Annotated in this window: 22 protein-coding genes; 5 read left to right on the plus strand and 17 right to left on the minus strand. The window is 64.9% G+C overall.

Annotation, left to right across the window (positions count from 1 at the left end):
* The first annotated feature begins 2 nt into the window (after positions 1 to 2).
* Entirely contained in the window at positions 3 to 965 is a 963-nt protein-coding gene (locus tag EP376_RS07540; protein WP_127654958.1) for a M23 family metallopeptidase, read from the plus strand.
* A gap of 2 nt (positions 966 to 967) precedes the next feature.
* Here the strand turns inward: EP376_RS07540 and EP376_RS07545 are convergent, their stop codons facing one another.
* The 3 genes from EP376_RS07545 to EP376_RS07555 all read right to left on the minus strand — a co-directional run bounded on the left by EP376_RS07545 (position 968) and on the right by EP376_RS07555 (position 5,430).
* Positions 968 to 3,589, minus strand: a complete 2,622-nt coding sequence (locus tag EP376_RS07545) for a peptidoglycan -binding protein (protein WP_127654959.1) — start codon at positions 3,587 to 3,589, stop codon at positions 968 to 970.
* A gap of 5 nt (positions 3,590 to 3,594) precedes the next feature.
* Entirely contained in the window at positions 3,595 to 4,800 is a 1,206-nt protein-coding gene (locus EP376_RS07550; RefSeq protein WP_127655885.1) for a biopolymer transporter ExbB, read from the minus strand.
* 66 nt (positions 4,801 to 4,866) lie between these two features.
* A complete protein-coding gene (locus EP376_RS07555) occupies positions 4,867 to 5,430 on the minus strand; it encodes a gamma-glutamylcyclotransferase (protein ID WP_127654960.1) in 564 nt (187 codons plus the stop codon).
* A gap of 47 nt (positions 5,431 to 5,477) precedes the next feature.
* Here EP376_RS07555 and EP376_RS07560 point away from each other — a divergent pair, with 47 nt between their 5' ends.
* Positions 5,478 to 6,473 (plus strand): DUF2125 domain-containing protein, encoded by a 996-nt coding sequence (locus EP376_RS07560; RefSeq protein WP_164744887.1) that lies wholly within the window; start codon positions 5,478 to 5,480, stop codon positions 6,471 to 6,473.
* Here EP376_RS07560 and EP376_RS07565 read toward each other — a convergent pair.
* The 6 genes from EP376_RS07565 to EP376_RS07590 all read right to left on the minus strand — a co-directional run bounded on the left by EP376_RS07565 (position 6,470) and on the right by EP376_RS07590 (position 12,453).
* Positions 6,470 to 7,603 (minus strand): extensin-like domain-containing protein, encoded by a 1,134-nt coding sequence (locus EP376_RS07565; RefSeq protein WP_238928689.1) that lies wholly within the window; start codon positions 7,601 to 7,603, stop codon positions 6,470 to 6,472. The two genes, EP376_RS07560 and EP376_RS07565, sit on opposite strands and share 4 nt — an antisense overlap.
* A complete protein-coding gene (locus tag EP376_RS07570) occupies positions 7,600 to 8,520 on the minus strand; it encodes a prephenate/arogenate dehydrogenase family protein (protein WP_127654962.1) in 921 nt (306 codons plus the stop codon). Before EP376_RS07570 ends, EP376_RS07565 begins: the two co-directional genes overlap by 4 nt.
* Positions 8,517 to 9,602 (minus strand): histidinol-phosphate transaminase, encoded by a 1,086-nt coding sequence (hisC, locus tag EP376_RS07575; protein WP_127654963.1) that lies wholly within the window; start codon positions 9,600 to 9,602, stop codon positions 8,517 to 8,519. Before hisC ends, EP376_RS07570 begins: the two co-directional genes overlap by 4 nt.
* 72 nt (positions 9,603 to 9,674) lie before the next feature.
* A complete protein-coding gene (locus EP376_RS07580; protein WP_127654964.1) occupies positions 9,675 to 11,093 on the minus strand; it encodes a homospermidine synthase in 1,419 nt (472 codons plus the stop codon).
* Between the two features lie 166 nt (positions 11,094 to 11,259).
* Positions 11,260 to 11,880 (minus strand): 30S ribosomal protein S4, encoded by a 621-nt coding sequence (gene rpsD, locus EP376_RS07585; RefSeq protein WP_127654965.1) that lies wholly within the window; start codon positions 11,878 to 11,880, stop codon positions 11,260 to 11,262.
* 132 nt (positions 11,881 to 12,012) lie between these two features.
* Positions 12,013 to 12,453 (minus strand): hypothetical protein, encoded by a 441-nt coding sequence (locus EP376_RS07590; protein ID WP_127654966.1) that lies wholly within the window; start codon positions 12,451 to 12,453, stop codon positions 12,013 to 12,015.
* A 133-nt stretch (positions 12,454 to 12,586) separates the two neighbouring features.
* Between EP376_RS07590 and EP376_RS07595 the strand changes: the two genes are divergently transcribed.
* On the plus strand, positions 12,587 to 13,363 hold the full coding sequence (locus EP376_RS07595; protein WP_127654967.1) for a helix-turn-helix transcriptional regulator: 777 nt from the start codon (positions 12,587 to 12,589) through the stop codon (positions 13,361 to 13,363).
* Here the strand turns inward: EP376_RS07595 and EP376_RS07600 are convergent.
* The 3 genes from EP376_RS07600 to EP376_RS07610 form a co-directional block, all read right to left on the minus strand.
* On the minus strand, positions 13,348 to 14,412 hold the full coding sequence (locus EP376_RS07600) for a Hint domain-containing protein (RefSeq protein WP_127654968.1): 1,065 nt from the start codon (positions 14,410 to 14,412) through the stop codon (positions 13,348 to 13,350). The two genes, EP376_RS07595 and EP376_RS07600, sit on opposite strands and share 16 nt — an antisense overlap.
* A gap of 119 nt (positions 14,413 to 14,531) precedes the next feature.
* Positions 14,532 to 15,428, minus strand: a complete 897-nt coding sequence (locus EP376_RS07605; RefSeq protein ID WP_127654969.1) for a lipid A-modifier LpxR family protein — start codon at positions 15,426 to 15,428, stop codon at positions 14,532 to 14,534.
* A 234-nt stretch (positions 15,429 to 15,662) separates the two neighbouring features.
* Positions 15,663 to 17,942 (minus strand): adenosylcobalamin-dependent ribonucleoside-diphosphate reductase, encoded by a 2,280-nt coding sequence (locus EP376_RS07610; RefSeq protein WP_127654970.1) that lies wholly within the window; start codon positions 17,940 to 17,942, stop codon positions 15,663 to 15,665.
* 147 nt (positions 17,943 to 18,089) lie between these two features.
* On the opposite strand from EP376_RS07610, the gene EP376_RS07615 reads away from it, so the two are divergent.
* The gene (locus EP376_RS07615; protein WP_127654971.1) at positions 18,090 to 18,512 is read left to right on the plus strand and encodes a DUF1489 family protein; all 423 of its coding nucleotides are present in this window, start codon (positions 18,090 to 18,092) and stop codon (positions 18,510 to 18,512) included.
* 235 nt (positions 18,513 to 18,747) lie between these two features.
* Here EP376_RS07615 and hisG read toward each other — a convergent pair whose 3' ends face one another.
* From hisG to hisS, 4 genes are read right to left on the minus strand one after another with little or no spacing between them, the layout of a single operon-like run.
* Positions 18,748 to 19,446 carry an ATP phosphoribosyltransferase gene (gene hisG / locus EP376_RS07620; protein ID WP_127654972.1) on the minus strand — a complete coding sequence of 233 codons (699 nt, stop codon included), beginning with the start codon at positions 19,444 to 19,446 and terminating at the stop codon, positions 18,748 to 18,750.
* A complete protein-coding gene (locus EP376_RS07625) occupies positions 19,443 to 20,525 on the minus strand; it encodes an ATP phosphoribosyltransferase regulatory subunit (RefSeq protein ID WP_127654973.1) in 1,083 nt (360 codons plus the stop codon). Before EP376_RS07625 ends, hisG begins: the two co-directional genes overlap by 4 nt.
* Positions 20,522 to 20,695 (minus strand): hypothetical protein, encoded by a 174-nt coding sequence (locus EP376_RS22950; protein ID WP_164744888.1) that lies wholly within the window; start codon positions 20,693 to 20,695, stop codon positions 20,522 to 20,524. Before EP376_RS22950 ends, EP376_RS07625 begins: the two co-directional genes overlap by 4 nt.
* Positions 20,692 to 22,185: a histidine--tRNA ligase gene (gene hisS, locus EP376_RS07630; protein ID WP_127654974.1), complete on the minus strand. Its 1,494-nt coding sequence runs from the start codon at positions 22,183 to 22,185 to the stop codon at positions 20,692 to 20,694. Before hisS ends, EP376_RS22950 begins: the two co-directional genes overlap by 4 nt.
* A 113-nt stretch (positions 22,186 to 22,298) precedes the next feature.
* On the opposite strand from hisS, the gene EP376_RS07635 reads away from it, so the two are divergent.
* Positions 22,299 to 22,502, plus strand: a complete 204-nt coding sequence (locus tag EP376_RS07635; RefSeq protein WP_238928740.1) for a SlyX family protein — start codon at positions 22,299 to 22,301, stop codon at positions 22,500 to 22,502.
* Positions 22,503 to 22,506: 4 nt separating this feature from the next.
* Here EP376_RS07635 and EP376_RS07640 read toward each other — a convergent pair whose 3' ends face one another.
* Positions 22,507 to 23,418: a hypothetical protein gene (locus EP376_RS07640; protein ID WP_127654975.1), complete on the minus strand. Its 912-nt coding sequence runs from the start codon at positions 23,416 to 23,418 to the stop codon at positions 22,507 to 22,509.
* Between the last annotated feature and the right edge of the window lie 68 nt (positions 23,419 to 23,486).

A 23,486-nucleotide genomic window follows, 5' to 3' on the forward strand; every position in this document is an offset into this window, starting at 1 on the left:
ATATGCGCCATCCGGCGCTGATACTGGCTTCGGCCCTCGCACTCGGATCGGGTGCGGGGGCCGATCCGTTTCTGGCCCTGCCGATCGAGTGTCGGCTGGGCGAGAATTGCCACATCCAGCAATTTGTCGATCGCGATCCGGGGCCCGGCGCCACGGATTTTCGTTGTGGCCCGCTTAGCTATGACGGCCATCGCGGCACCGATTTCGCGCTCCGGACCCTGGCTGATCTGTCACCGGGCGTTGCAGTTCTGGCCGCGGCCCCGGGGCGCGTCATCGGCGTGAGAGACGGCATGGCAGACATCCTGCAAACCACTCCCGACGCGCCGGACGTCGCCGGTCGCGAATGCGGGAATGGTGTTGCGATCGATCATGGCGACGGCTGGCAGACACAATATTGCCATCTCGCCCGCGGCTCTGTGACGGTTGCCGAGGGCGAGGTCGTCCCGACAGGCCACAGGATCGGCGAGGTCGGGTTGTCGGGCATGACCCAGTTCCCGCACTTGCACCTCACGGTCCGCCGCAACGGCGACATCGTCGATCCCTTCGCCCCGTCAGCCACGGAGACCTGCGATCCCGACCCATCGGACAGCCTTTGGCTGTCGCCGCCCGCATATCAACCGGGCGCTCTGATCGACGCGGCCTTTGCGACCTCTGTGCCTGAGTACGCGGCGATCAAGGCTGGCCTCCCGGAGCCTGATCTGGATCGGGCTGCACCCCTGGTACTGTGGGGCTACCTGTTCGGAGGACAGGCCGGCGACATTTTGCGTATTGTGGCACAAGGCCCCGACGGGCCGACCTTCGCGCAGGATGTCACCCTTGACCGGACACAGGCGCAGCTGTTCCGCGCTTTCGGCCGGCGCGCGCCCGCGGAGGGCTGGCCTGCCGGCGCCTATCGCGGGACACTCAGCGTGATCCGGAACGGGGTAGTGATCGACGAAACCACCGTCATCGGCGAAATCGACTAGGATCAGCGCTCGGTCAGCTTCAGCTCGATCCGCCGATTCTGTGCACGGGCCTCGTCGCTGTCTTCGGTGTTGATCGGCCGGTATTCCCCAAAGCCGTTGGCCGACAGTTTGTCGGGGCTGATGCCCTCGTTTTCGATCATGTAGCGCACGACCGACAGCGCGCGCGCCTGGCTGAGTTCCCAATTGTCGGCATATTCGCCCAAGCCCGACAGCGGCACATTGTCGGTATGGCCATCAACCCGAATGATCCAGTCGATCTCGCGGGGGATCTCGCGGGCAATACGGCGCAAAGTCGCTCCGATCTTCGAAATTTCGTCCTGCCCTTCGGGCGACAGCTGCGCCGCTCCCGGTTCGAACAGCACCTCGGAGGAGAAGACGAAGCGGTCGCCCACGATCTGGATACCTTCGGTCTGACCGATGATCTCTCGTAGTTCCCCAAAGAATTCAGAGCGGTAGCGTTCAAGATTCTGCGCCTCGGCGGCAAGCCGGGCGGCCTCTGCTTCGGCCTGCAGGCGCAGTTCCTCTTCCAGTTGGGCGCGCCGTCGTTCTTCGGCCAGCCGCCGCAGGGTCGCGGTATTGAGCTGGGCGCTGAGGCTTTCGATCTGGACCTGTGCCTCTTCGTCACGTTCATCGGCGAGGTTCAGAAGGGCCTGCAAACGCCCCAATTCAGAGCGCAGTTCCGTGACCTGTTCGTTCAGCAGGGCCACCTCGCGTTGGCTTTCGGCGGAAATCGCTTCCTCGACGCTGAGTGCGGTATTGGCCTCTGCCAACAGCCGGTCCAGCCGTTCGCGTTCGCTCAGCGCCTCGGCTTGCAGGGCTTCGGCCGATTGCTCGGCCGCGCGGGCCGACGCAAGCTCTTCCAGCGCAGCGGCAAGCTGATCACGAAGCGCGGCACGAGAGGTTTCGGCCTCATCGCGGGTCGCCGCGATGGTATCAAGCCGCGCCTGCAAATCCTCGTTCGCCAGAAGGGCCGAGCGCAACCGCTCCTCAAGGGTCGAGATGCGCGTCTGGGCCTCTTCGATCTGCGCCTGACGCGTCTCTTGCGCAAGGATCGCGCTGGCAAGGCGTTCCTGGATCTCGGCCTGTGTCAGAGTGCTTTGCGCCAGCGCCAGTTCGAGCGCAGCACGCGTGGCGTCGAGCGAGGCCCCCATCTCGTCGCGTTCGGCCAGAGCGGCCGCAAGGCGAACCGACAGCTCTTCGGTCTGGCGCGTCGCCTCGTCGAGGCGGGCGTTTGCGGCGGCGAGTTGCAACTCCGTCGCCTCTTGCTGTTCCAGCGCGGCCAGAAGCCGCGCGTCCAGATCTTCTCGGGCCGCCTGTGTCTGCGACAGGGTATCGTCCCTCTGCGAAAGCGACAGAAGCGCCTCGGCCAACCTGATGTCGAGGTCTTCCTGCACGGCGCGCGCCGCCGCGAGAAGCGTCAGCGTCTCTTCAGCCTCCCGGCGCTGTTCCTCAAGAGCGAGGGTCATCGCCGTCAGCTCGGCTTCAGCAGTCTCAAGCCGGTCGCGCAGGGCCTGCGCGGCGGCAGCCTCGGCCAACCGTTCCGCCTCTGTCAGGCTGAGCGACTCGATGTTCGATTCCAATTCGGCCAAAGCGGCAATGCGGGCCTCGTCGACCTCGGACAATTGCCGTGCCAGATCAGCAGCGCGGGCAAGTGCCTCCTGCCGGGCAGCCTCGGTTTCGTCCAGCTCGGCCCGGGTCGCGGCCAGATTGTCATCGGTCGCCTGTTGAGCCGCTGCGGCGGCCTCGAGTGCGGCGCGGGCCTGTGCAAGCTGCTCCCCTGTGGCGGCCTCGGCCTCGGTCAGGGCGGCGATGCGGGCGGCATCGGCCTCCGACGCACGGCGCAAATCGGCGATCAGGGCATCGAGCGCGTCGGCCCGGGCGGCGGCAAGGCGCGCGGCTTCGGCCTCGGCGTCAATCTCGTCGCGGGCCTGCGCAAGCGCGAGGTTGAGCGCCTCCTGTTCCGTGATCAGACGCGTGCGCGCGGCTTCAAGCGCCTCGATGGTGGCGCGGGCGCCCTCTTGCTCTTGTTCCAGTTCGGCGATCCGCGCCGATGCGGCGTCACCTTCGTCTTCGAGCGAGGCGATCCGCGCGGCGGCGGTCTCGGCTTCGCCGCGCAACGTGGCGATCGTATCCGTGGCTTCCTGTTGCCGGGCCAGAAGCCCTGCCACCTGTGCCTCGAAGGCCGAAATCCGCTCCTGCGCCTCGGCGCGATCTTCAAGAAGGCCCGCGACCTGCGCCTCGAAGCCAAGGATCCGGGCCTGCGCCTCGGACAGGGCCTCGGCCGTCTGATCGCGCTCCTCGGTCAGCGTCGCAATAAGCGACGCCTGCGCCTCTGTCTGGGCGTTGGCATCGTTTAGATCGGAGGAAAGCGACCCGACCTCGGCCTCAAGTTCGGCAGATCGCTCCTCGGCCAGACCAAGCGCCGAGGCAAGGCTTGCCACCTCGGCAGAGAGCCGATCGAGTTCGCTGGCCTGCCCCGATATCGTGTCACGCAGCGAAAACTGCACCACGGTAAAGATCGTCAGCACGAACATCAGAACCAGCAAAAGACCGGTCATCGCATCGACGAAGCCGGGCCAGATCGAGGCGCGAAACCTTTCGGTGGATCGACGCTGAAGCGCCATCGCCGCTAGCCTCCCGATTGCTCGCGTGGCGGTTCAGTCCCGGGATGCAGGGGCCGGGTCGGGCGCGGCTTGGACTGGCGCAGGGCCCGCGACAGGGACGAAAGCTCGGATTTCAGATCAGCCACGGCCTCTTGCCGGCCGGCCGACAATTCCTCGAGAATGCGCAGCATCTGAACGTCGATCGAGCGCAGGCGCATCCGGCTTTCGGGATCGATCCCCTCGCCCACATCGCCCAGTCGGTTGATCAGTTTTTCCTGGCTCTCGGCAATCCGCATCAGCGCGGCCGAGGTGTCGCTGCTTTCCATCCGGCGCGACAGGTCCGTGATCGCGGTTGCCAGTTCCCCCAGCTTGCCATCGACTTCGCTGCGCGCGATGTCGGTCTGGGTGAACATCACCTGCAGCGCTTCCATCTGCTCGGCAAGGTTGTCGATCACACCGCCGAACGCCGCCGTTTCACTGCCGACGCCCTCGTCCCCGGACGAGAACCCGACCCGCGTGATCGTCGACAGCCATTCCTCAAGTTCGCGGTAGAACCGGTTCTGGCCATGCGTCGCGAACAATTCCAGCAAGCCGACGACCAGCGACCCCGCCAGACCCAGAAGCGACGACGAAAACGCCGTGCCCATGCCGCCCAGCTGCGCCTCGAGCCCGGCCTGAAGACGGCTGAAGACGGCCGTCCCGCTTTCGCCTTCCTGCGGATTGAGGCCCCGGATCGTATCCACAAGGGCCGGCACCGTCGTTGCCAACCCATAGAACGTGCCCAGAAGGCCGAGGAAAATCAGGACGTTGCCCAGATAACGCGTAATCTCGCGATCCTCGTCGATGCGCTGTGCCACGGAATCAAGGATCGACCGCGAGGACGAGGCCGAGAGTTGCATCCGCGCACCCCGTGACCGCAGGAGCGTGGCCAGCGGTGCCAGAAGCCCCGGAGCCTTGACCATCTCGTGGCCCGGGTTCTGCGAGGCAAACCCCTCGATCCAGTTCACCGATCGGCCCAGCTGGATCACCTGCCGGAAACAGGACAGCACCCCCAGCACAAAGACCGAGGCGATCACGCTATTGAGGTAGGGGTTGGCTTCGAAGATCCCGCGGATCGTATCGAAACCGAAATAGAGGCCCGCGCCGACAAGCGCGATCACCACCAGCATCGAGGTGAGTTGCCGCACCGGCTGGGTAAATTGCGGTCTGGTTTCGACTTCCGGCGCTTCCAGCACGGATGCGTTCCTCGGGTGAAATGTTGTTACGCTCTTGATAGGGGTCAGCGCTCGGAAACCCAACTATATTTTGGTATTTGCAACCTTCGGCCCACTAGGCGTGGCGACAAGGTCGCGGACGCGGGCCACAAGCCATTCCATATCGGCATCTTGGATGCCCATCTGCTGAAGATGGGCGGCAGTGTTGAAAAGGTATTCGTCATTCGGGCCACGTCCGCCGGTCGCGCCCGCGATCATGCGGGCCTGCGTCTCGAGGTCGAACTGGCAATATTGTTCGTGTTCGGGGTCGATCACGTAGGCCAGTGCCGTGATGTCGCGCCCGTCACCGAGGGCAAGCGGAAGCTCCCGTTCGACATAGGCCGACGAGATCAGCTCGCGTTCGCGCAACTGGGCGAGGACGGCGCCCTCCTCGGCTGGATCAACGCGCAGCGCGACACCGGTGCAGGTGCTGCCATGGCTTTCATCCAGCGCGAGGACGAGCCCCGGGTTGGCCCGGGTTCCGCGGTGGTGGATCGACAACATGCAGAAGCTGCGGTGGTAATCGTGCAACCGGGCCGTCGCCGCCTCGGCCGGTTCAAAGCCCGGGTTCCAAAGTAACGATCCATACCCAAAGACCCAAAGTGTCATTGCCGTCCCCGAAGATGCCCCGGCCGATGTCTGGCGGAGCGCGCAGGTTGTCTGTAACAGCTCAGGTCAAACATGCCGAAAGCCGAAAGGAAAGCGTTTTGCCAAGGTTTCTGCCCCTTCTGCTTGCCGTATTGGCCGTTTTGTATGGCGGATATTGGTTTTTCGGCAGAGCCGGGATCGAACAGGCGGCGCGCGATGCGCTGGACCGCCCCGGGATCAGCTATGACAGCCTGAACACCATCGGATTTCCCTCGCGCTTCGACACGACCATCGAAGGTATCGACCTCGAGATGGCGGAGGGGCGGATCGGATGGCAAGCGCCGTTCTTCCAGCTGTTCATGCTGTCCTATTCGCCGCACAAGGTGATCGCGGTCTGGCCGGATCGCCAGAGCCTGAGGCTGGCCGACAGGACATTCGACATTCAATCCGGACGGATGAGGGCAAGCGCGCAGGTCGGCGTGTCGGCCTCGGTCCCGTTGCGGCAGGCAACGCTCGAGGCGGACACGATCGACGTAACCGCCTCCGACGGCGGATCGGCCATGATCGCCCGCGCGCTTCTGGCGATCCGGGAGGCCGGCGGCGACGATGAGGGCCACCGCTATGACATCTTCGGCGAATTGACCGGGCTGACCTTTCTGCCTGCCGCGGGCTACTCCGACAGCCCTGCCGCGATCCGCATCGACGGTGCAATGATCCTCGATGCGCCGATCGACCGGCAGATGACGGGGCTCCTGCCCCGGCGGATCGAGCTGCGCGATGCGACGCTCCGCTGGGCGGGTCTGACCCTGTCAGGCCCGGGTGAGATCGCGTTCGGTGCCAATGGCGATGTCACCGCAACGGCGGACTTTCAGGCTTCCGACGCGACAGCGCTGATCGAGGCTCTGCAGAGCCTTGGGCGACTTACCCCCGAGGGCGCCGAAACCCTCGCACGCGCGCTCGCCCCGGTGACCGATCCCGACGGTTCGGTCCGCTTTCCGCTTGAATTCAGGGGCGGTGCGTTGCGGGTTGCCGGGATCCCGCTGGGCCGGATCACCCTGCCCTAGCGGCAGTAGGATCCGCTGCGATAGCGGGCAGTATCAAAGTGGAAATGATCCCGGTGCGCCGCGTTGGCATCCGGGCCCAGGACCGTGCCGAACGTCCCGCAGGCTGCCTGATGCATCTGGCGCAGGCGCGCTGCATGGGCGCTGGTATTCCAGTCGTTGATCAGGCTGATCCGCGTCCCGTCGCGCAGGTCGAACCCGGCGATGTCGATAGCGCGCCCGTAGGCATGCTCTGACAGGCGGGAGCCGCCGTTGCGTGTCCGGCAGGAATAGTGACCGACCACCCGGATCGTGGAGAGGCCGCCGCCGGCATTGCCGATAGCCGGGCGCGCACCGTTTTCGACCCAGCGATGGAGCGCCTGCGCCGTCCGGCAATCCATGGTGGCAGGTGTCGACAGGCGGACACCGGCAACCGACGTCACCCGCACGCCACCCTCGACCCCGCAAGAGCCGGGGCCGGGCACGGCGCCCAGGACGGTTCCCTGTATCTCGAGGTTGCCGCAGACAGAGCCCCGGGCGCGGGCGGCACGGGCGGCCTCGGCCGCGCGGGTGATCTGTTCGGGCCGTTCCGGAGGACGCAAGGCAAGCGGCACCGCAAGGTCCGAGATATCCGGCAACGGCGCGAGCGTTGCAGCGCCGTAGATAAGCGGCATGGCGGGCGTGTCGAAATAGACGGGACCGGCCGGCTGCGGCGGGCGCGACACAAGCCTCAGATCGGGGCGTTCGGGCGGATCACCTCGCAGGACAGCTGGCGCGGGGCGTGCCATCGCAACGGCGAAAATCTCGGCCAGATCGCCGATGCCGGGCTGCAAGGATGTCGCGGCCTCGATCCGTTCTTCGGTCGAGGCAAGCTGGCCCGGATCGCCGGGAAAGGGCGCCTTGCGCCGCTCGCTCAACGCCGGGCCGGCCGGAGACAGGATATCGGGCAGCTCGGTCGTGGCCGCTTCGACCGGTTCGTTCGGCGCAAGTTCGACGGCTATGGGCCGCGGTCGCGCAACGGGCCGGGCGGGCGCCTCGATGATGCGCAGCTGAGGCCGTATCGATGTGAGCGGGGCCTCGGCCGGGACGGCCATCGGGAGGGCGGCAAGGGCAAGGGCACAAACCCCGGCACGGACCCAGCCGCGAAACCTCATCTCTTGGCCGCCTTGGCGCGGCCGAAATCGGGGGCGTCGGTATCCTGACCGGCCTCGATGATCCCGCGACGGATCGCGCGCGTCCGGGTGAAGTAATCATGCAGAAGATCGCCATCGCCCTGACGGATCGCGCGCTGAAGGGCGAACAATTCCTCGGTGAACCGGCCCAGGATCTCCAGGGTCGCATCCTTGTTGGTCAGGAACACATCACGCCACATCGTCGGGTCCGAGGCGGCGATGCGGGTGAAATCCCGGAAACCGGCCGCCGAATACTTGATAACCTCACTGTCGGTGACACGCCGCAGATCGTCGGCCACGCCCACCATCGTATAGGCGATAAGATGCGGCGTATGGGACGTGACCGCAAGAACAAGATCGTGGTGATCGGCATCCATCTCGTCGACAGACGAGCCCATCGCCCGCCACAAATCGCCCAGCCTGTCCACGGCGGGCCGCGGTGCATCGCCCGGAACGAGGATGCACCACTTGTTGTCGAAGAGTTCCGCAAAGCCCGACCGCGGCCCCGAATGTTCTGTCCCGGCAAGCGGGTGGGCCGGCACGAAGGTCACACCTTCGGGAAGATGCGGGGCAACAGCCTCGATCACCGCGCGTTTGACCGAACCCACGTCGGTGACGGTTACGCCCTGCGCCAGATGCGGAGCGATTTCGGTGATCACGCTTTCCATCGCGCCCACGGGAACCGCAAGAACGACGAGATCGGCGTCTTTCACCGCCTCGGCCGCGTTGTCGCAGACCCGATCGACAAGGCCGATCTCAGCGGCCACAGCGCGCGTCTCGGCCGAGCGGGCAAAGCCCGTGATCTCCCCCGCGAGGCCGCCCCTGCGCATGGCATGCGCCATGGAGCCCGCGATCAGGCCCAGCCCGATCAGGGCCACACGGTCGTAGAGCTGGCTCATGCAGCGCCCTCCCGCCAGCGGGTCAGGGTGTCGATGACGCGGCCTGTCTGGGCTTCGTCGCCCACAGTGATCCGCAGCCCTTCGGCAAAGCCATAGGAAGTGGGCCGGCGCACGATGATCCCGTCGGCCTGAAGCGCGGCATCGGCCGACATCGCCTCGGCCTCGTCGGTGAAACGCGCCAGCACGAAATTCGTCTGGCTGTCGTCGCAGGCCAGCCCCAGTTGGCGCAAGGCGCCCGTCAGGCGCGCCCGTTGATCGGCGTTGAGCGCCACGCAATCGCGCACCCAGTCGAGATCCCGCACCGCCGCGATCGACGCCGCCATCTGCAGCCCCGACAGGTTGAACGGCTGGCGGATGCGGGTCATCACGGCGATCATTGCGGGATCGGCATAGCCCCATCCGATCCGCAGGCCACCCAGACCGTAAATCTTGGAAAAGGTCCGCGTCATCAGGATGTTACGCCGCGAGCTGGCAAGCGATGCCCCGCCATCATAGCCTTCGGCATATTCGGCATAGGCCGCGTCGATCACGAGGATGACATCCTCGGGCAGACCATCGGCCAACCGGACAAGTTCCGCATCGGGCAGGATGGTGCCGGTGGGATTGCCCGGGTTCGTCAGAAGCACGATCCGGGTCCGGTCCGTCACCGCGGCCAGGATCGCGTCCACATCGACAACGCGGTCGACCTCGGGCACGCAGACAGGCGTGGCGCCGGCCATGTGCGACAGGATCGGATACATGGAAAAGCCGTGCGCGGTGTGGATGATCTCATCACCGGGGCCCGAGAAGGCCTGCGTCACGAATTGCAGAACCTCGTCAGAGCCGACGCCGCAGATGATGCGCTCGGGATCGAGGCCATGAACCTCGCCGATGGCGGCGCGCAGCTCGGCATGATCGGTGGACGGATAAAGGTGAACCGTCGCGGCCGCCTCCCGGATCGCCTGTTGCGCCGCGGGCGGGGGGCCAAGCGGGTTTTCGTTCGACGACAGCTTGAGCACGTCGCTATGCCCGGCCAAGGCCGACTTGCCGCCCTCGTAGAGGGCAATTTCCATGATACCGGGCTGAATACGCAGCTGTGTCATTGTCCTGCCGCCAATGCGATTCCGTCGTGGCCTTCTAGCCGCGGCCTCTGGCCTGTGCCAGTGAAAGCGGTCTCAGGACGCAAGCACATTTCGGAAGAGCCACGGATCGCTTTCGTCGATGTCTTCGGGGAAATGCTCCCACCGGTCCTGAAGCGGGGTCCAGTCGGTGTAATGCGCCTCCACCGGGCCAAGATAGGGCCTTTGCACCTCGAGGCAGCGCGCATGATCCATCTCGTCGGTCTCGACGATGCCGGCATTGGGGTTTTCCAGCGCCCAGACCATGCCCGCCAACACGGCCGAGGTGACCTGCAGACCGGTTGCATTCTGATAGGGAGCCAGCAATTTCGTCTCGTCATTGGACAGGCGCGAGCCATACCAGAGCGCGTTTTTCTCATGCCCGAACAACAGCACGCCCAGCTCGTCGATGCCCTCGACGATCTCGTCGACCTCGAGGATCTCGTGCACCTCCTGCTGGCGACCTGCGCCGAACATTTCGTGCAGCGACAGCACCGCATCGTCGCAGGGGTGATAGGCATAATGGCAGGTGGGGCGGAATTCGGGGTGATCGCCCTCGCCCACGGTGTAGTAATCCGAGATCGAGACGGCCTCGTTATGCGTCACGAGAAATCCGAATTGCGGGCCCGGCGTCGGGCACCATGTGTGAACACGGGTGATCGCGCCGGGGCGCTCGAGCCAGATCGCGGACTTGCAGCCGGTTTCTTGCCGGTGGCCGTTCTCGGGAAACCACGTCTCATGCGTGCCCCAGCCCAGCTCCGCCGGCTGGAACCCTTCGGCGATAAAGCCCTCGACCGACCATGTGTTGACGAAAACGTTGCGGGGGCGCGGCTTGCGCCGGGCCTGCGTGTCGCGTTCCGCGATGTGAACGCCCTTGACGCCCAGCGACTGCATCAGACGGGCCCAGCCGTCGCGGTCCTGCGGCGGGACGACCTCGCGCCCGGTGTCGCGGGCCAGCGTCAGAAGCGCCTCTTTCACGAACCAGCTGACCATGCCGGGATTGGCGCCGCAGCAGCTGACAGCCGTCGTGCCACCCGGATTGGCGGCCTTTTCGTCGCGCACGGCCTGACGCAGCGCGTAATTGGTGCGGGCGGCATTGTCCTCGGTGCCGAAGTAATAGCCGGCCCAGGGTTCGACCACGGTGTCGATATAGGGCACGCCGATCTCGCGGCAGAATTTCATCAGATCAAGCGAGGACGTATCGACCGACAGGTTCACACAGAACCCACGGCCCGGCTCAAGAAGCCCGCCCAGCACATCGCGATAGGTCTCGGGCGTCAGGGGCGTCTCGACGAACCGCAGCCCGTTTTCCCTGAGGAAGTCATGGTTGGCCGGATTTGGTTCAATCACCACGAATTGCGCGGGGTCATAATCGAAATGGCGTTCGATCAAGGGCCAGGTGCCTTTGCCGATCGAGCCGAAGCCGATCATGACGATGGGTCCGTCGATCTTGGCGTAAACGGGATGATCCGTCATGGGATTGACCTTCCTCTGTTGCGCGCCCGCTTTGGGCAGGTCCGGGCGTGATACCGGTTGAACCGGCTGCGGGCAACGGGCCACCCCGTCGCAACCGGACCGGGGCGCACCAACGACGAAGGGCCGCGCAAAGGCGCGGCCCTTCGGAATGCGCTGAAAGAACGGATCAGTTCTTGGCGTAGAATTCGACCACGAGGTTCGGTTCCATCATCACCGGATACGGCACATCGGCGAGGGTCGGTGTACGCACGAAGCTGGCTGTCATCTTGGAGTGATCGACCTCGAGGTAGTCGGGAACATCCCGCTCGGGCAGCTGAACGGCCTCGAGAACGACGGCAAGCTGCTTGGACTTGTCGCGAACCGAGATCACGTCGCCTTCCTTCACGCGGTAGGAGGGGATGTTCACGCGCTGGCCGTTCACCTCGACATGGCCGTGGTTCACGAACTGGCGGGCGGCAAACACGGTCGGCACGAATTTCGCGCGATACACGACCGCATCGAGGCGGCGCTCGAGCAGACCGATAAGGTTCTCACCGGTGTCGCCCTTGACCCGCTCGGCTTCGGAATAAATGCGGCGGAACTGCTTTTCGGTCAGGTCGCCGTAGTAGCCCTTGAGCTTCTGCTTGGCGCGCAGCTGGGTGCCGAAATCCGACAGTTTGCCCTTGCGGCGCTGACCATGCTGGCCGGGGCCGTATTCACGGCGGTTGACGGGGGATTTGGGGCGACCCCAGATGTTTTCGCCCATGCGGCGATCGATCTTGTACTTGGCAGAGGTGCGTTTTGTCACCGTCTGATCTCCTTCGTTCAGGTTTCGAAGGGCGTTGTCCTCTCCCCGGATTTGGCCGGAGCGACAGGGCATCCCCTCGCGGGGGCCACCAACACCAATGAGCGGCGGCTTATAAGCGCACCTGCGCGGGTGTCAATGGTCTGTCGCAGCCACCTGCGTCGCGCGCCGGGCCAGAAGGATCGGCCCAAAGACCACCGCAGCCAACAGAAGGTTCAGAACCACATTGAACGGGGCCCCCGCGATGACAGATGCCGTGCTGTCGATCACGAACCAGACGCTCGCCGATATCAAGAGCATCGACCCGGCAAGCGCCGGGTCACGGGCATAGAGGCGATCCGCGACCAGCCAGACCAGCGTGCCCCAACCGGCGACGACTCCCCCGAGGATCGCAACCACAAGCCGACCCGCCGGTTCGGTAATCGCCGTTTCGCCACCCAGTAGGGCCAGCCCGAAAAACAGGTTGGCCGGGCCGGCAAGCGTCGGCACGGCGGCCAGCGCAAGCGGAATACCCGGCAGGGCAATGATAAGGAGCGCGGTCAGCTTGACCAGTTTCCGGGCGGAGGCGTGGGTCACGATGTCATCCTTTCGGTTGCAGATTTGGCCACCGGCCTAGCCCCATCGCGGGCCTCGTCTCAATTACCTCGGAGGTAAGTGCCTTCCCTGCCCCGCGCCGCTATGGTGACCGGGGGGCCAGACGGAGGCGCGTATGGGAGATACATTCGGTCAGGTGTTGCGGGATTGGCGCACAAGGCGACGGCTGAGCCAGCTTGACCTCGCCCTCGAAGCCGACGTGTCCGCCCGGCACCTGTCCTTCCTCGAAACAGGACGGGCCCGGCCAAGCCGGGGCATGGTGCTGAGGTTGAGCGACGTGCTGGCCGTGCCCCGCGCCGCGCGAAACCGGCTTTTGTCCGAGGCGGGCTATGCCCCCTTGTATTCCGACCGGGCCACGAACGCGCCCGACCTCGTTCCGCTCGACTCGGCAATAGACCGGATGCTCGAGACCCACGATCCCTACCCGGGCATCGCGATCGGCCACGATTGGGGCATCCGAAAACTCAACCGTGCAGCAGACGCGCTATTTGGCGCGGCAAACATCGGCATCGGCGACAATCTGGTGGGTCAGACGCTGGAGAACCCGGTGCTGAAGTCGGCGATCCTGAACCACGGCGAGGTGATCCGGCATACGCTGACCCGACTTCGGACAGAGGTTGCGCACTACGGGCCCGATCCCGTCCGACAGGAGTGGATCGCCCGGATCCTGCGCGACCATCCTGCCGCCGCTGAGCCGCCTGTCGGGCCGCAACCGGCCTTCATCGCAATCCGGTACCGCACGCCTCTGGGCGTGCTGTCGTTGTTCTCCACCATCGCCCAGTTCGGGTCGGTCGAAGACATCAGCTATGCGGATATCCAGATCGAGTTGATGCACCCGGCCGACGATGCCAGCCGCACGATCCTCGAACAGCTGGTTCAGGCCGCGCGATGACTCAGGATCGCGGCCTCGGATTGTGACAGGACACGGCGCGCATATTGCCCATAGGCGCCAGGGTCGGCCGTGATCTCGGGCAGCCGCTCGAACATGGCGTTCAGCTGATCCGGGGCGACGCCGGAGAGCGCCGCAGACGCAGGATGGAAACTCTCGGATTCAACGCCATTGGCGAACAGGATCTGGTGGCTCGGCAACAGAAGGTGAATGTAGGTCACTTCCTTCACCGACCTGTCCACAATGATGTTGCGATCATTGACGAGGTCCCGCGCCGAGACGAGCACTTCGTCAGAATTGAACAGATCGCGCGCCTTCGGGCCCTTCAGAACCATGCGATGATCTGGCGAGACCAGAAGCCCCGCATCGGGCACGTCACGATCGAGCGCACCTTCCCGGAACCGGATCGGCGACAGGTGGGGCATCACGTAGAGCCGGGCACCGCTGATCCGGCGCGAACCGATCCAGACGACCTCTTCGTAGCCGTTGTCCTTTGTCTGAAGGCGGGTGCCTTCGCCGATATCCTCGACGGGTTGGGGCCCGTCTTCCGTCAGGATCATGGTTCCGGGGGTAAAACAGATCACGCCACCGGGAGATTGGGTCATGCGGCTGTTCTGGCCGAAGTCAATCGTATGACTGACGATCCAGAGATCGACATGCCGGGGCGGGACATCACCCACGAACATTGCCAACGGTTGCCTGCCCGGATCGGTGTCGATCAGGGTCACCGTCCAGCTGTGTCGTCCGTCGGTCACGGTAAAGCCGGCTTCGAAATCCGGCTCGTCCACGACGACCTTGTCCAGATCGGAGGTATTGGCCGCGACCGCGCCCAAGAGCCGCCGCACGGCAAAAGCCGCCCGACGTCTGATATCCGCCATTCCCTCGGCCTCCCCTAGGGACAGAACCCCGGGTGGACCATCGACGCGCACGGCCTCTCCGGTCCAGCTCCATGCTGACCCGACCGACAGAGCGGAAATGGGTGCACCCCAAATTCCGTCCAGCTCCGATTGCGACCAGGAAATGACAAACGTGCCACGAAAGCCCGTCATCATGCCTGTATGCCTGCCTACATTTTTCTGGTCCGCGTCTTGATGCGCGAACTTCTGCCGACAGTTAAGGGCTGCGAATCACCCAGATCAAGCCACTTCAGGCCTGCGCACTTACTTTTTGTTCAGAAGTTGAAATTGAGCTTCAGACCGCCAAGGATCTGGCCCTCGTCCTGCCCGACGAATTCCTCCGACAGATAAGTCGCCCCGTAGAAGAACGACACCAGAGGCGCCAACTGCCAGTGAACGCCCATCCGGACACGGTAGCGATCGTCTGTCGCGGACACGCCCCGATCCTCGGGCAGGAAGACGCTGCCGGCCACACGGGCATAATCCGCGCCCGCCACCAAGGACACGCCAAGGGCATCGCCCTCGACCCCCCGGATCAAATGGCCGGTGACCGGATCGCGCACCAGAAGGTCGGCATGACCCACCCGCCCCACGATGACGTCAGCGCCCAGCCGCGCAAGTGTCTCGACCCCGGCCTGCCCTTCTGCGAATGGCCGGATTGTCACCAACTCGGTCAGGCGAACGGGCCAGTTCAGCTCGGTCGTGCCAGAAATATGGACTGCGTTTTCAAGCTGGGTCTCGGTGCCTTTTGGATCCGGGATCGAAAAGATCTCGTGAAACTGTTCCTGCAGGGCGGAGACGCCGGTCTGCGGACCGATGGCCGTCAGATCGGCGCCGAGGCTTGCGCCGAGTTGGCCAAGGCTGAGGTGCGTGTGGAACCCGGCGCTGAGCGCCCCGACATAGGGCCGGTCGACACTATCAGTGCGCGGCGCGATGATTTCGGAGCGGAAGCGGAATTCCTGGAGCGCAAGGGGACGGGATGGCAGCGCCCCGGACCAGCCCGGCCCCCGGATCACCGAAAGCTGATACGATCCCGTGCGCCACTTGTCCCCGCCATCGCCGATCCGGTCATTGTTGAAGAGCCGGCCGAAGCCGAGGATCTGCATGTCCTGCGCCGGGGCAAGGCCAGGTGCGGTCAGAAGGAGCGCGAGGATAAGTGCGAACGTCCGCATAAGCCGTCTTTCTTGTTCTTCCCTTCCACCTATAGGGGAGAAACAGGTTGAAAGACCATGAGGACGGGCCCTCGTGGGGGGCCGTCTGATACGCCTATGGTAAGTGGGTCACAATCCGACCCGTCCGGCCTGCATGACCGACAGTCCAGCCAAGGCGACCGATGACCGGAAACTTTCGAAGTTTCCGGACGATTTCTTTTCAAGAAATCGGTGGCCGTCATGACCCAAGCGCGCCTACCCGCATTTCGAATAGCCGCAGGAAGCACAGGTCATGCATCCCTCGACCATGCGCAAGTCGTAGCTGCCGCAAGAGGTGCAAGCCTTTCCGCGCGGCGTGTTCAGCGACACGACCTCGGCCTGCGGATCGGTTTTGAGGCCCTGCCCCTCACCGGCCAGAAAGCCGATGGCAATCATGTGCCGTTCGATCACACCGCCGATGGCGGCGAGGATCGAGGGCACGTATTTGCCGCGCATCCACGCGCCGCCGCGGGGGTCGAAGACGGCTTTCAGCTCTTCGACCACGAAGGACACGTCGCCGCCCCGCCGGAACACCGCAGAGATCATCCGGGTCAGCGCTACCGTCCAGGCGAAATGCTCCATGTTCTTGGAGTTGATGAACACCTCGAAGGGTCGCCGCTGGCCGCCATGCACAATGTCGTTGATCGTGATGTAGATCGCGTGTTCGCTGTCGGGCCACTTGAGTTTGTAGGTCGCCCCTTCGAGCTCTGCCGGCCGGTCGAGCGGTTCGGACATGTAGATCACGTCACCGCCTTCGTTCAGCTGCGCGGGGTCGTCGGCGGGTGTCTTCTCGGCAGTCTCGCTGACGCTCAGCACGCTGCCCGTCACATCATTGGGCCGGTAGGTGGTGCAGCCTTTGCAACCCTGATCCCAGGCGGCCATGTAGACATCCTTGAACTCCGCGAAGGAGATGTCTTCAGGGACGTTGATCGTTTTCGAGATGGAGCTGTCGATCCATTTCTGGGCCGCGGCCTGCATCCGGACGTGATCCTGCGGGGCGAGCGTCTGGGCGTTGACGAAGTAATCGGGCAGTTCCGCCTCTGCGCCGAACGTCTCGCGGAACAGCTGTACGGCGAAATCCACGACCTCTTCCTCGGTGCGCGATCCGTCCGGCTGAAGCACCTTGCGGGTATAGCTGTAGGCAAAGACCGGCTCGATCCCCGACGATACGTTGCCGGCATAGAGCGAGATGGTGCCCGTGGGCGCGATCGAAGTCAGAAGCGCGTTGCGGATACCATGTTCGGCGATTGCCGCCCGGACATCCTCGTCCATCGTCTGCATGGTGCCGGAGGCAAGGAACTTCTCGGCATCGAACAGGGGAAACGGCCCCTTCTCCCTGGCCAGATCCACGCTGGCCAGATAGGCGGCCCGCGCAATCCGCTTCATCCATGCCTCGGTCTGGGCGGCGGCCTCTTCGCTGCCGTAGCGCAGCTTGAGCATCAGCAGAGCATCGGCCAGACCCGTCACACCCAGCCCGATCCGTCGCTTGGCCTGCGCCTCGGCCCGTTGCTCGGGCAGCGGGAAGCGGGAGGCGTCGACCACGTTGTCCATCATCCGCACGGCGGTGGCGACCAGATCGTCCAGCGCATCTTCATCAAGTGCCGCGGCATCGCCGAACGGATCGCTGACCAGACGGGCGAGGTTGATCGAGCCCAGAAGGCACGCGCCATAGGGCGGCAGCGGCTGTTCGCCACAGGGGTTGGTCGCGGCGATCGTCTCGCAATAGGCGAGGTTGTTCATCGCGTTGATCCGGTCGATGAAAATGACCCCCGGTTCGGCGAAATCATAGGTCGATTTCATGATCTGGTCCCACAGCTCGCGCGCGCGCAACGTGCGGTAGACCACGCCATCGAAGACCAGCTCCCACGGGCCATCCGCCTTGACCGCGTCCATGAACGGATCGGTGACCAGAACCGACATGTTGAACATGCGCAGCCGCGACGGATCGGACTTGGCCGAGACGAAGGCCTCGATATCCGGGTGGTCGCAGCGCATCGTGGCCATCATCGCGCCCCGGCGCGACCCCGCCGACATGATCGTGCGGCACATCGCGTCCCAGACATCCATGAACGACAACGGCCCGGACGCATCGGCGGCCACCCCCGCCACCGGCGCGCCCTTGGGCCGGATGGTCGAGAAATCATAACCGATCCCGCCGCCCTGCTGCATGGTCAGCGCGGCCTCTTTCAATGCTTCGAAGATACCGGCCATCGTGTCGGGCACCGTGCCCATCACGAAACAGTTGAAAAGCGTCACCGACCGTGCGGTCCCCGCGCCCGCCGTGATCCTGCCTGCGGGCAGGTATTTGAAATCCGTCAGCGCCTCGAGGAACCGCTCTTCCCAGATTTCCGGTTCATCCTCGACAGTGGCAAGGGCGCGCGCGATCCGGCGCCAGGTCTCCTCGACGGTCGCATCGATCGGGGTGCCGTCGGCATTCTTGAAACGGTACTTCATGTTCCAGATCTGCTCGGCGATCGGGGCGTCAAAACGGGTCATCTGGGGCTCCGGTCAGGGGATTAACGAGTCGGGAAGGACCCAGAACTTATGGTGAACGCCCCCATGGGTCAACAAAATGTAGCGTCGGACGGCCCTTGAAGTCGGGCGTCACGGGGTTAGGATCAACACCTCTCATGGGGGTGAGCGATGTTGCATCTGCAAAAACTTTCGGTCGGCACCGAAACGGTCGAGGATCTTACCGCCTGGCAGGCGACCCGACGGGCGCAGACCCCGGACGGGCTTCCGCGTCATGTCACCCGCATGTGGCCCAAACGGGAGGCCGAGTTGCTGAACGGCGGCTCGATCTTTTGGGTGATCAAGGGGATGATCCTGTGCCGCCAGTCCATCGTGCGGCTTGACGAATACGACAGCGCCGATGGCGTGCGGCGTTGCGCGATCGTTCTGGACCCGGAGGTGGTGCGCGTAGCCGCAACCCCGCGCCGCCCGTTTCAGGGCTGGCGATACCTGCAACCGGGCGACGCGCCGCCCGACCTGTCGAAGACACGCCAGGGCGAAGAACCGCTTCCGCCCGAGCTTTCGGCAGCCCTTGCCGAGATCGGGATCCTCTGACGCCTCCCGAGGCGGGGCCGTTCGGTTTCAGAAGACCCCGACTTCCTGCGAAAGTGGGTGCAACGCAGGTCGGGCACCTTTGCCATGGGTCGGCGCAACAGGGCGCCATCTCTGGACGGGGTCCCGCGTCAAGCGAGGAGGAGCGTCATCCTCTGGACCCGATCCACAGACATGGCAGGGACTGCACTGGTCGAATGGCTGGTGAAAGACCGCGACGGCTCGGCCTCAAGCGACCTTATCCAGTCAGACCGCAGCGCCGTGTCAGCTCTGCCAGAACCGCCTCCTGCGAGGGGGACCAATCCGCTGTTCTGGACCGGAACAGCGTGGCCTGGCTTTGATGGATCAACCCGTCGGACAGGATCTTCAGACCATTGGCCTGCAGCGTGGCACCCGTCGAGGTGATATCGGCAATGGCCTCGGCGGTCTCGGTGCGCACGGTGCCCTCGGTCGCGCCCTGGCTGTCGACAAGCTGGTAATCGGCCACGCCCTTGGCGCGCAGGAATTCGCGCACCAGCCGGTGATATTTCGTGGCGATCCGAAGTCGATGGCCATGCGCCTTGCGAAAGGCTGCCGCCGCCGCGTCGAGATCGTCGAGCGTATCGACATCGACCCAGAATTCCGGAACGGCGATGATCAGGTCCGCATGACCAAAGCCCAGCGGCGCCATCTGTTCGACCCGTTCCGACCAGCCGGCGATCTTTTCGCGCACCAGATCGGAGCCGGTCACCCCAAGGTGGAGCCAGCCGCGCGCAAGATCGCGGGGGATTTCTCCGGCGGACAGAAGCACGAGTTCCACACCGTCGATGCCCTCGACAATGCCCGCGTAATCGCGATCCGATCCCGCGCGGCCCAGACGGATACCGCGCTCGGCGAACCAGTCGAAGGTCTTTTCCATCAACCGCCCCTTGGACGGCACACCAAGCCGGATGGTCATGCGGGCCCCTTTCCGCGAAGGGCGGCGATCACGGCGGGGCGGATCACGCCGCCCACGGCCGGGGCCTCGCGGCCCTGCCCCAGAACGCGCGTCAGCGCGTCGTAGCGCCCGCCCGTGGCCGCGGGCGGCAGGCCGGTCGAGGGATCGGGAAGGAAGCCGAAGACGAAGCCGTCATAATATTCAAGATTGGTGCGGCCGAAGCTGACCTCGAAATCCAGCGTCTCGACCGCGACACCCCCGGCGCCCAACGCATCGAGACGCCGCTTCAGCATATCCACTGCGCTCGCGATCTGGGGCATTTCGACGGCAAGATCGCGCAAGGCGCCCAGAGCCGATGTCATCTCGCCCGACAGGCCGGCAAGCGCTTCGAGCCTGTCGATCTCGGCCCCCGGGATCGGGGCGGCGGCGGCATCGGCGCGCAGGGCCGCGATCCTTGCCTCTATCTCAGCCCGGCGGCGCAGGCCGATCTCGGGACCGGCCTCAGCCATCGGATCGGTGGCGGCGAGAAGTGCAGCACGGGTATCGGGCACAGGCGTTCGGCCGCCAAACCGTTCCAGCAGCGCACGAAAACGCGCGGGACGCCAGAGGTGACGCAGAAGGGCCGCCTTGCGATCCTCGGTCGTGTTCAGGCCTCGCACGGCCGCGAGAAGAATACCCATGTCACCCGTCACGGCCCGCAGCGGCAGGCCCGACAGCACATCGGCAAAGAGGCAGAACACCTCGGCATCGGCGCGGGCGGCATCCTGACCGTCGAACAGTTCGAAGCCCACCTGGTGATATTCGGCCGCGCGGCCGGACAGGTCCTCCTGCTTGCGGAAGACCTTGCCCGAATAGGCATACCGCACCGGATCGGCACGGTTCTCCATGTGCATACGGACAAGCGGAACCGTGAAATCGGGCCGCAGCATCATCTCGCCGCGCAGGGGATCGGCCGTGATATAGGCCCGGCCCCGAAGATCCTCGCCATAGAGGTCGAGCAGCGTTTCGGCCGGCTGAAGCACGTCGGCATCGAAATGCACCGCCCCCTCGGCCAGAAAACGGGCCTGGATCTCCTCGGCGATCTGCGCCTCGGTGGTCATTTCCGGGACCTGATGCTCGCCCCGATCAGAAGGCCAACGCCGATGACGATGGCCCCGCCGGTGACGCCGCGCATCGTGCCGGAAACGAGGCCCGATACGGCAAGGATCACACCGACCCCGACAATCGCCCAGACGCCCCAACGGCCCAGAAATGCAAGCAGCCCGTTCATGAGCGGCCCTCCTTGTCCGACAGGATCAGACGGACCCGCTCTACAAGGTCGGACCGCTGCACCTCGTATTGGCTGGGATTGTCCTTCCATTCATCGAGGCTGGCGCTTTGCGCAATCTTCGCGCCAAGGATCAGGTCCTTGATCTGAACGACGCCGCGCGCCTGTTCATCCGAGCCCTCGATGATCGCGACGGGCGCGTCGCGCCGGTCGGCATATTTCATCTGGTTGCCGAAATTCTTCGGGTTCCCGAGATAGACCTCGGCGCGGATCCCCGCGTTGCGGAGCTCTGCCACCATGGCCTGATAATCGGCCATGCGGTCGCGATCCATCACCGTCACGACGACCGGCCCCGTGGCGGCATCGCCGCCCACCCGCCCCTTGGCCCGGAGAGCTGCCAGAAGCCGGTCGACCCCGATGGAGACACCCGTGGCCGGCACCTCCTGCCCGGTGAACCGCTTGACCAGATCGTCATAGCGCCCGCCGCCCGCGACCGATCCGAACTGAACCTTCTGGCCCTTGTCGTTGGTGACCTCAAAGGTCAGCTCTGCCTCGAAGACCGGGCCGGTGTAGTAGCCAAGTCCGCGCACGACAGACGGGTCGATCACGATCCGGTCCGGGCCATAGCCCTGCGCGGCCAATAGGCCCGCAATCTGTTCCAGCTCATCGACACCTTCGGCGCCGATCGCACTGTCGCCGACAGCGGCACGCAGGTTGCCAATGGTCCGTGACGCATCTTCGTCACGCGACGTGAGAAACGCGATCACAGGCTCCGCTTGCTCATCCGCCAGGCCAACGCCGTCGATATAGGCACCCGAGGCGTCGAGCCGGCCCTTGCCCAAAAGCTCGCGCACACCGGCCTCGCCGACCTTGTCGAACTTGTCGATGGTGCGCAGAACGGCGGCGCGTTGCCCCTCGTCGGACAGGCCCATCGCCTCAAGCACGCCGTTCAGAACCTTGCGGTTGTTGACCCGCACCACGTAGTCGCCACGCGGAATACCCACGGCCTCCAGCGTGTCGGCCAGCAGGGCGCAGATCTCGGCGTCGGCGGCAACGGAACCCGAACCGACCGTATCCGCATCGCATTGATAGAACTGCCGGAACCGCCCCGGCCCCGGCTTTTCGTTGCGCCAGACCGGGCCCATCGCATAACGGCGGTAGGGCGTGGGCAGATCGTTGCGGTGCTGGGCATAGACGCGGGCCAGAGGCGCCGTCAGATCGTAGCGAAGCGCAACCCAGTCGGCGCCCGATCCGGTGTCTTCCTCCTGCCAGGCAAAGACACCCTCGTTGGGGCGGTCCACATCCGGGAGGAACTTGCCCAGCGCCTCGACCGTCTCGACCGCGCTCGTCTCCAGCGCGTCGAAGCCATAGCGATGATAGACCTCGGCGATCCGGCCGAGCATCTCGGCCCGTTCGGTCACCTCCGGTCCGAAGTAATCCCTGAACCCCTTGGGCGTTTCGGCCCGGGGGCGGCGGATCTTGTTCTTCGCCATCTGCCTAGCCCTTTCGACGCGTCCGCGTGGCTTTAACGCGGGGCGCGGCCAAGGGCAACGACCGGCGACGATCAGGGCTTGATTTCGGGGGCCGCTGGGTCGATCTGGGGGGCATGGATGACATCACGCACCTTCAGGAACAGATTGCGCACCTCAACCGAACGGTCGAGGACCTGTCCGATATCGTTGCCCGGCAGGAGCGCGATATCGCCCTGCTGACCGCCCGCGTGGCCCGGCTGATCGAGCGAGAGGCCGAACGCGAGGCCGCCGAAAGCGGCGGAATCGTTCTTGGCGACGAACGCCCGCCCCATTGGTAAGGGCTCAGATGGATTTCATGTCCATGGCGATGACTTCGTCGTCATAGAGCAGGATCTCGGCCCATTGGGGCGACGATCCGAACCGCGAATAGACCGACAGGAAGGTCATGTTCCGCGACAGCCGGTCGATGGCAGTGCCGCACGGCTCACCCGAGGGAACCCCGCAGACCCGGCCCTTGATCTCTTCGTAGGCGGTATCGGTCTCGGTGTAGGGAATACCGCTCGTGCCGGAACTGTAGCGGATCGTCTCATGCATCTCCGGCCCGCCGAAGATGACCATCGCCCCGGTAAACTGCCGGGCGCAGCGATCAGAGAACCCCGTGAGGTAGAACGTCCGCAAGTTACGGCTGCCCGGTGCGGTGTCATGCAAGGTAAATCCAGCAACACTTTCGACCTGGGTTCCAAGATCGCGTGCCGAAAGGCCACAGACCGTGGCGATCTCTCCGTAGGCCAGTTGAAGCCCGGGCGGTATCACTTCGGCATCGGGGCCGGTTCGGGATGGCCCCGATCCATCGGCCGGCTGGCCCAGATTGTTGCGCAGGAAGCCCAGAATGCCGCCGCCGGCGTCGTTCTCGGCATCATCGCGCTGCGCATTGTCCATTGTATCGTCGCCCGGGATCGCATCCGTGCCACCGGGCTGTTCGACGGGATCGCCCTGTTCGGGGTCAATCGGGCCCAGAGCCGCCACCTCGACCGCCTCTTCTTCGGGCGTATCATCGTCCCCCCCGAGGAGCCGCGACAGGAACCCGAAGGGACCGGGCTCAGACGCCTCATCCGGCGTTTCGGAGAGCGCGGCCACCGGTGCATCCTCCGGCAAATCCATCTCGGAGAGACGCCCCAACTCACCCAGAGGGTCGGAGCAGGCCGTCAGGCCCAGACCGGCAACAAGGCCGGCGATCACGAGGCGCAGTGCCATGATGTCCCCTTTTCTCCCCGCACCGACTATTAGCGAAGCGCGACGCGTTCGTCCATGCGGCAGGCGGA

Origin of the sequence: Alexandriicola marinus, assembly GCF_004000435.1 — a bacterium.
In the GTDB taxonomy this organism is placed as follows: domain Bacteria; phylum Pseudomonadota; class Alphaproteobacteria; order Rhodobacterales; family Rhodobacteraceae; genus Alexandriicola; species Alexandriicola marinus.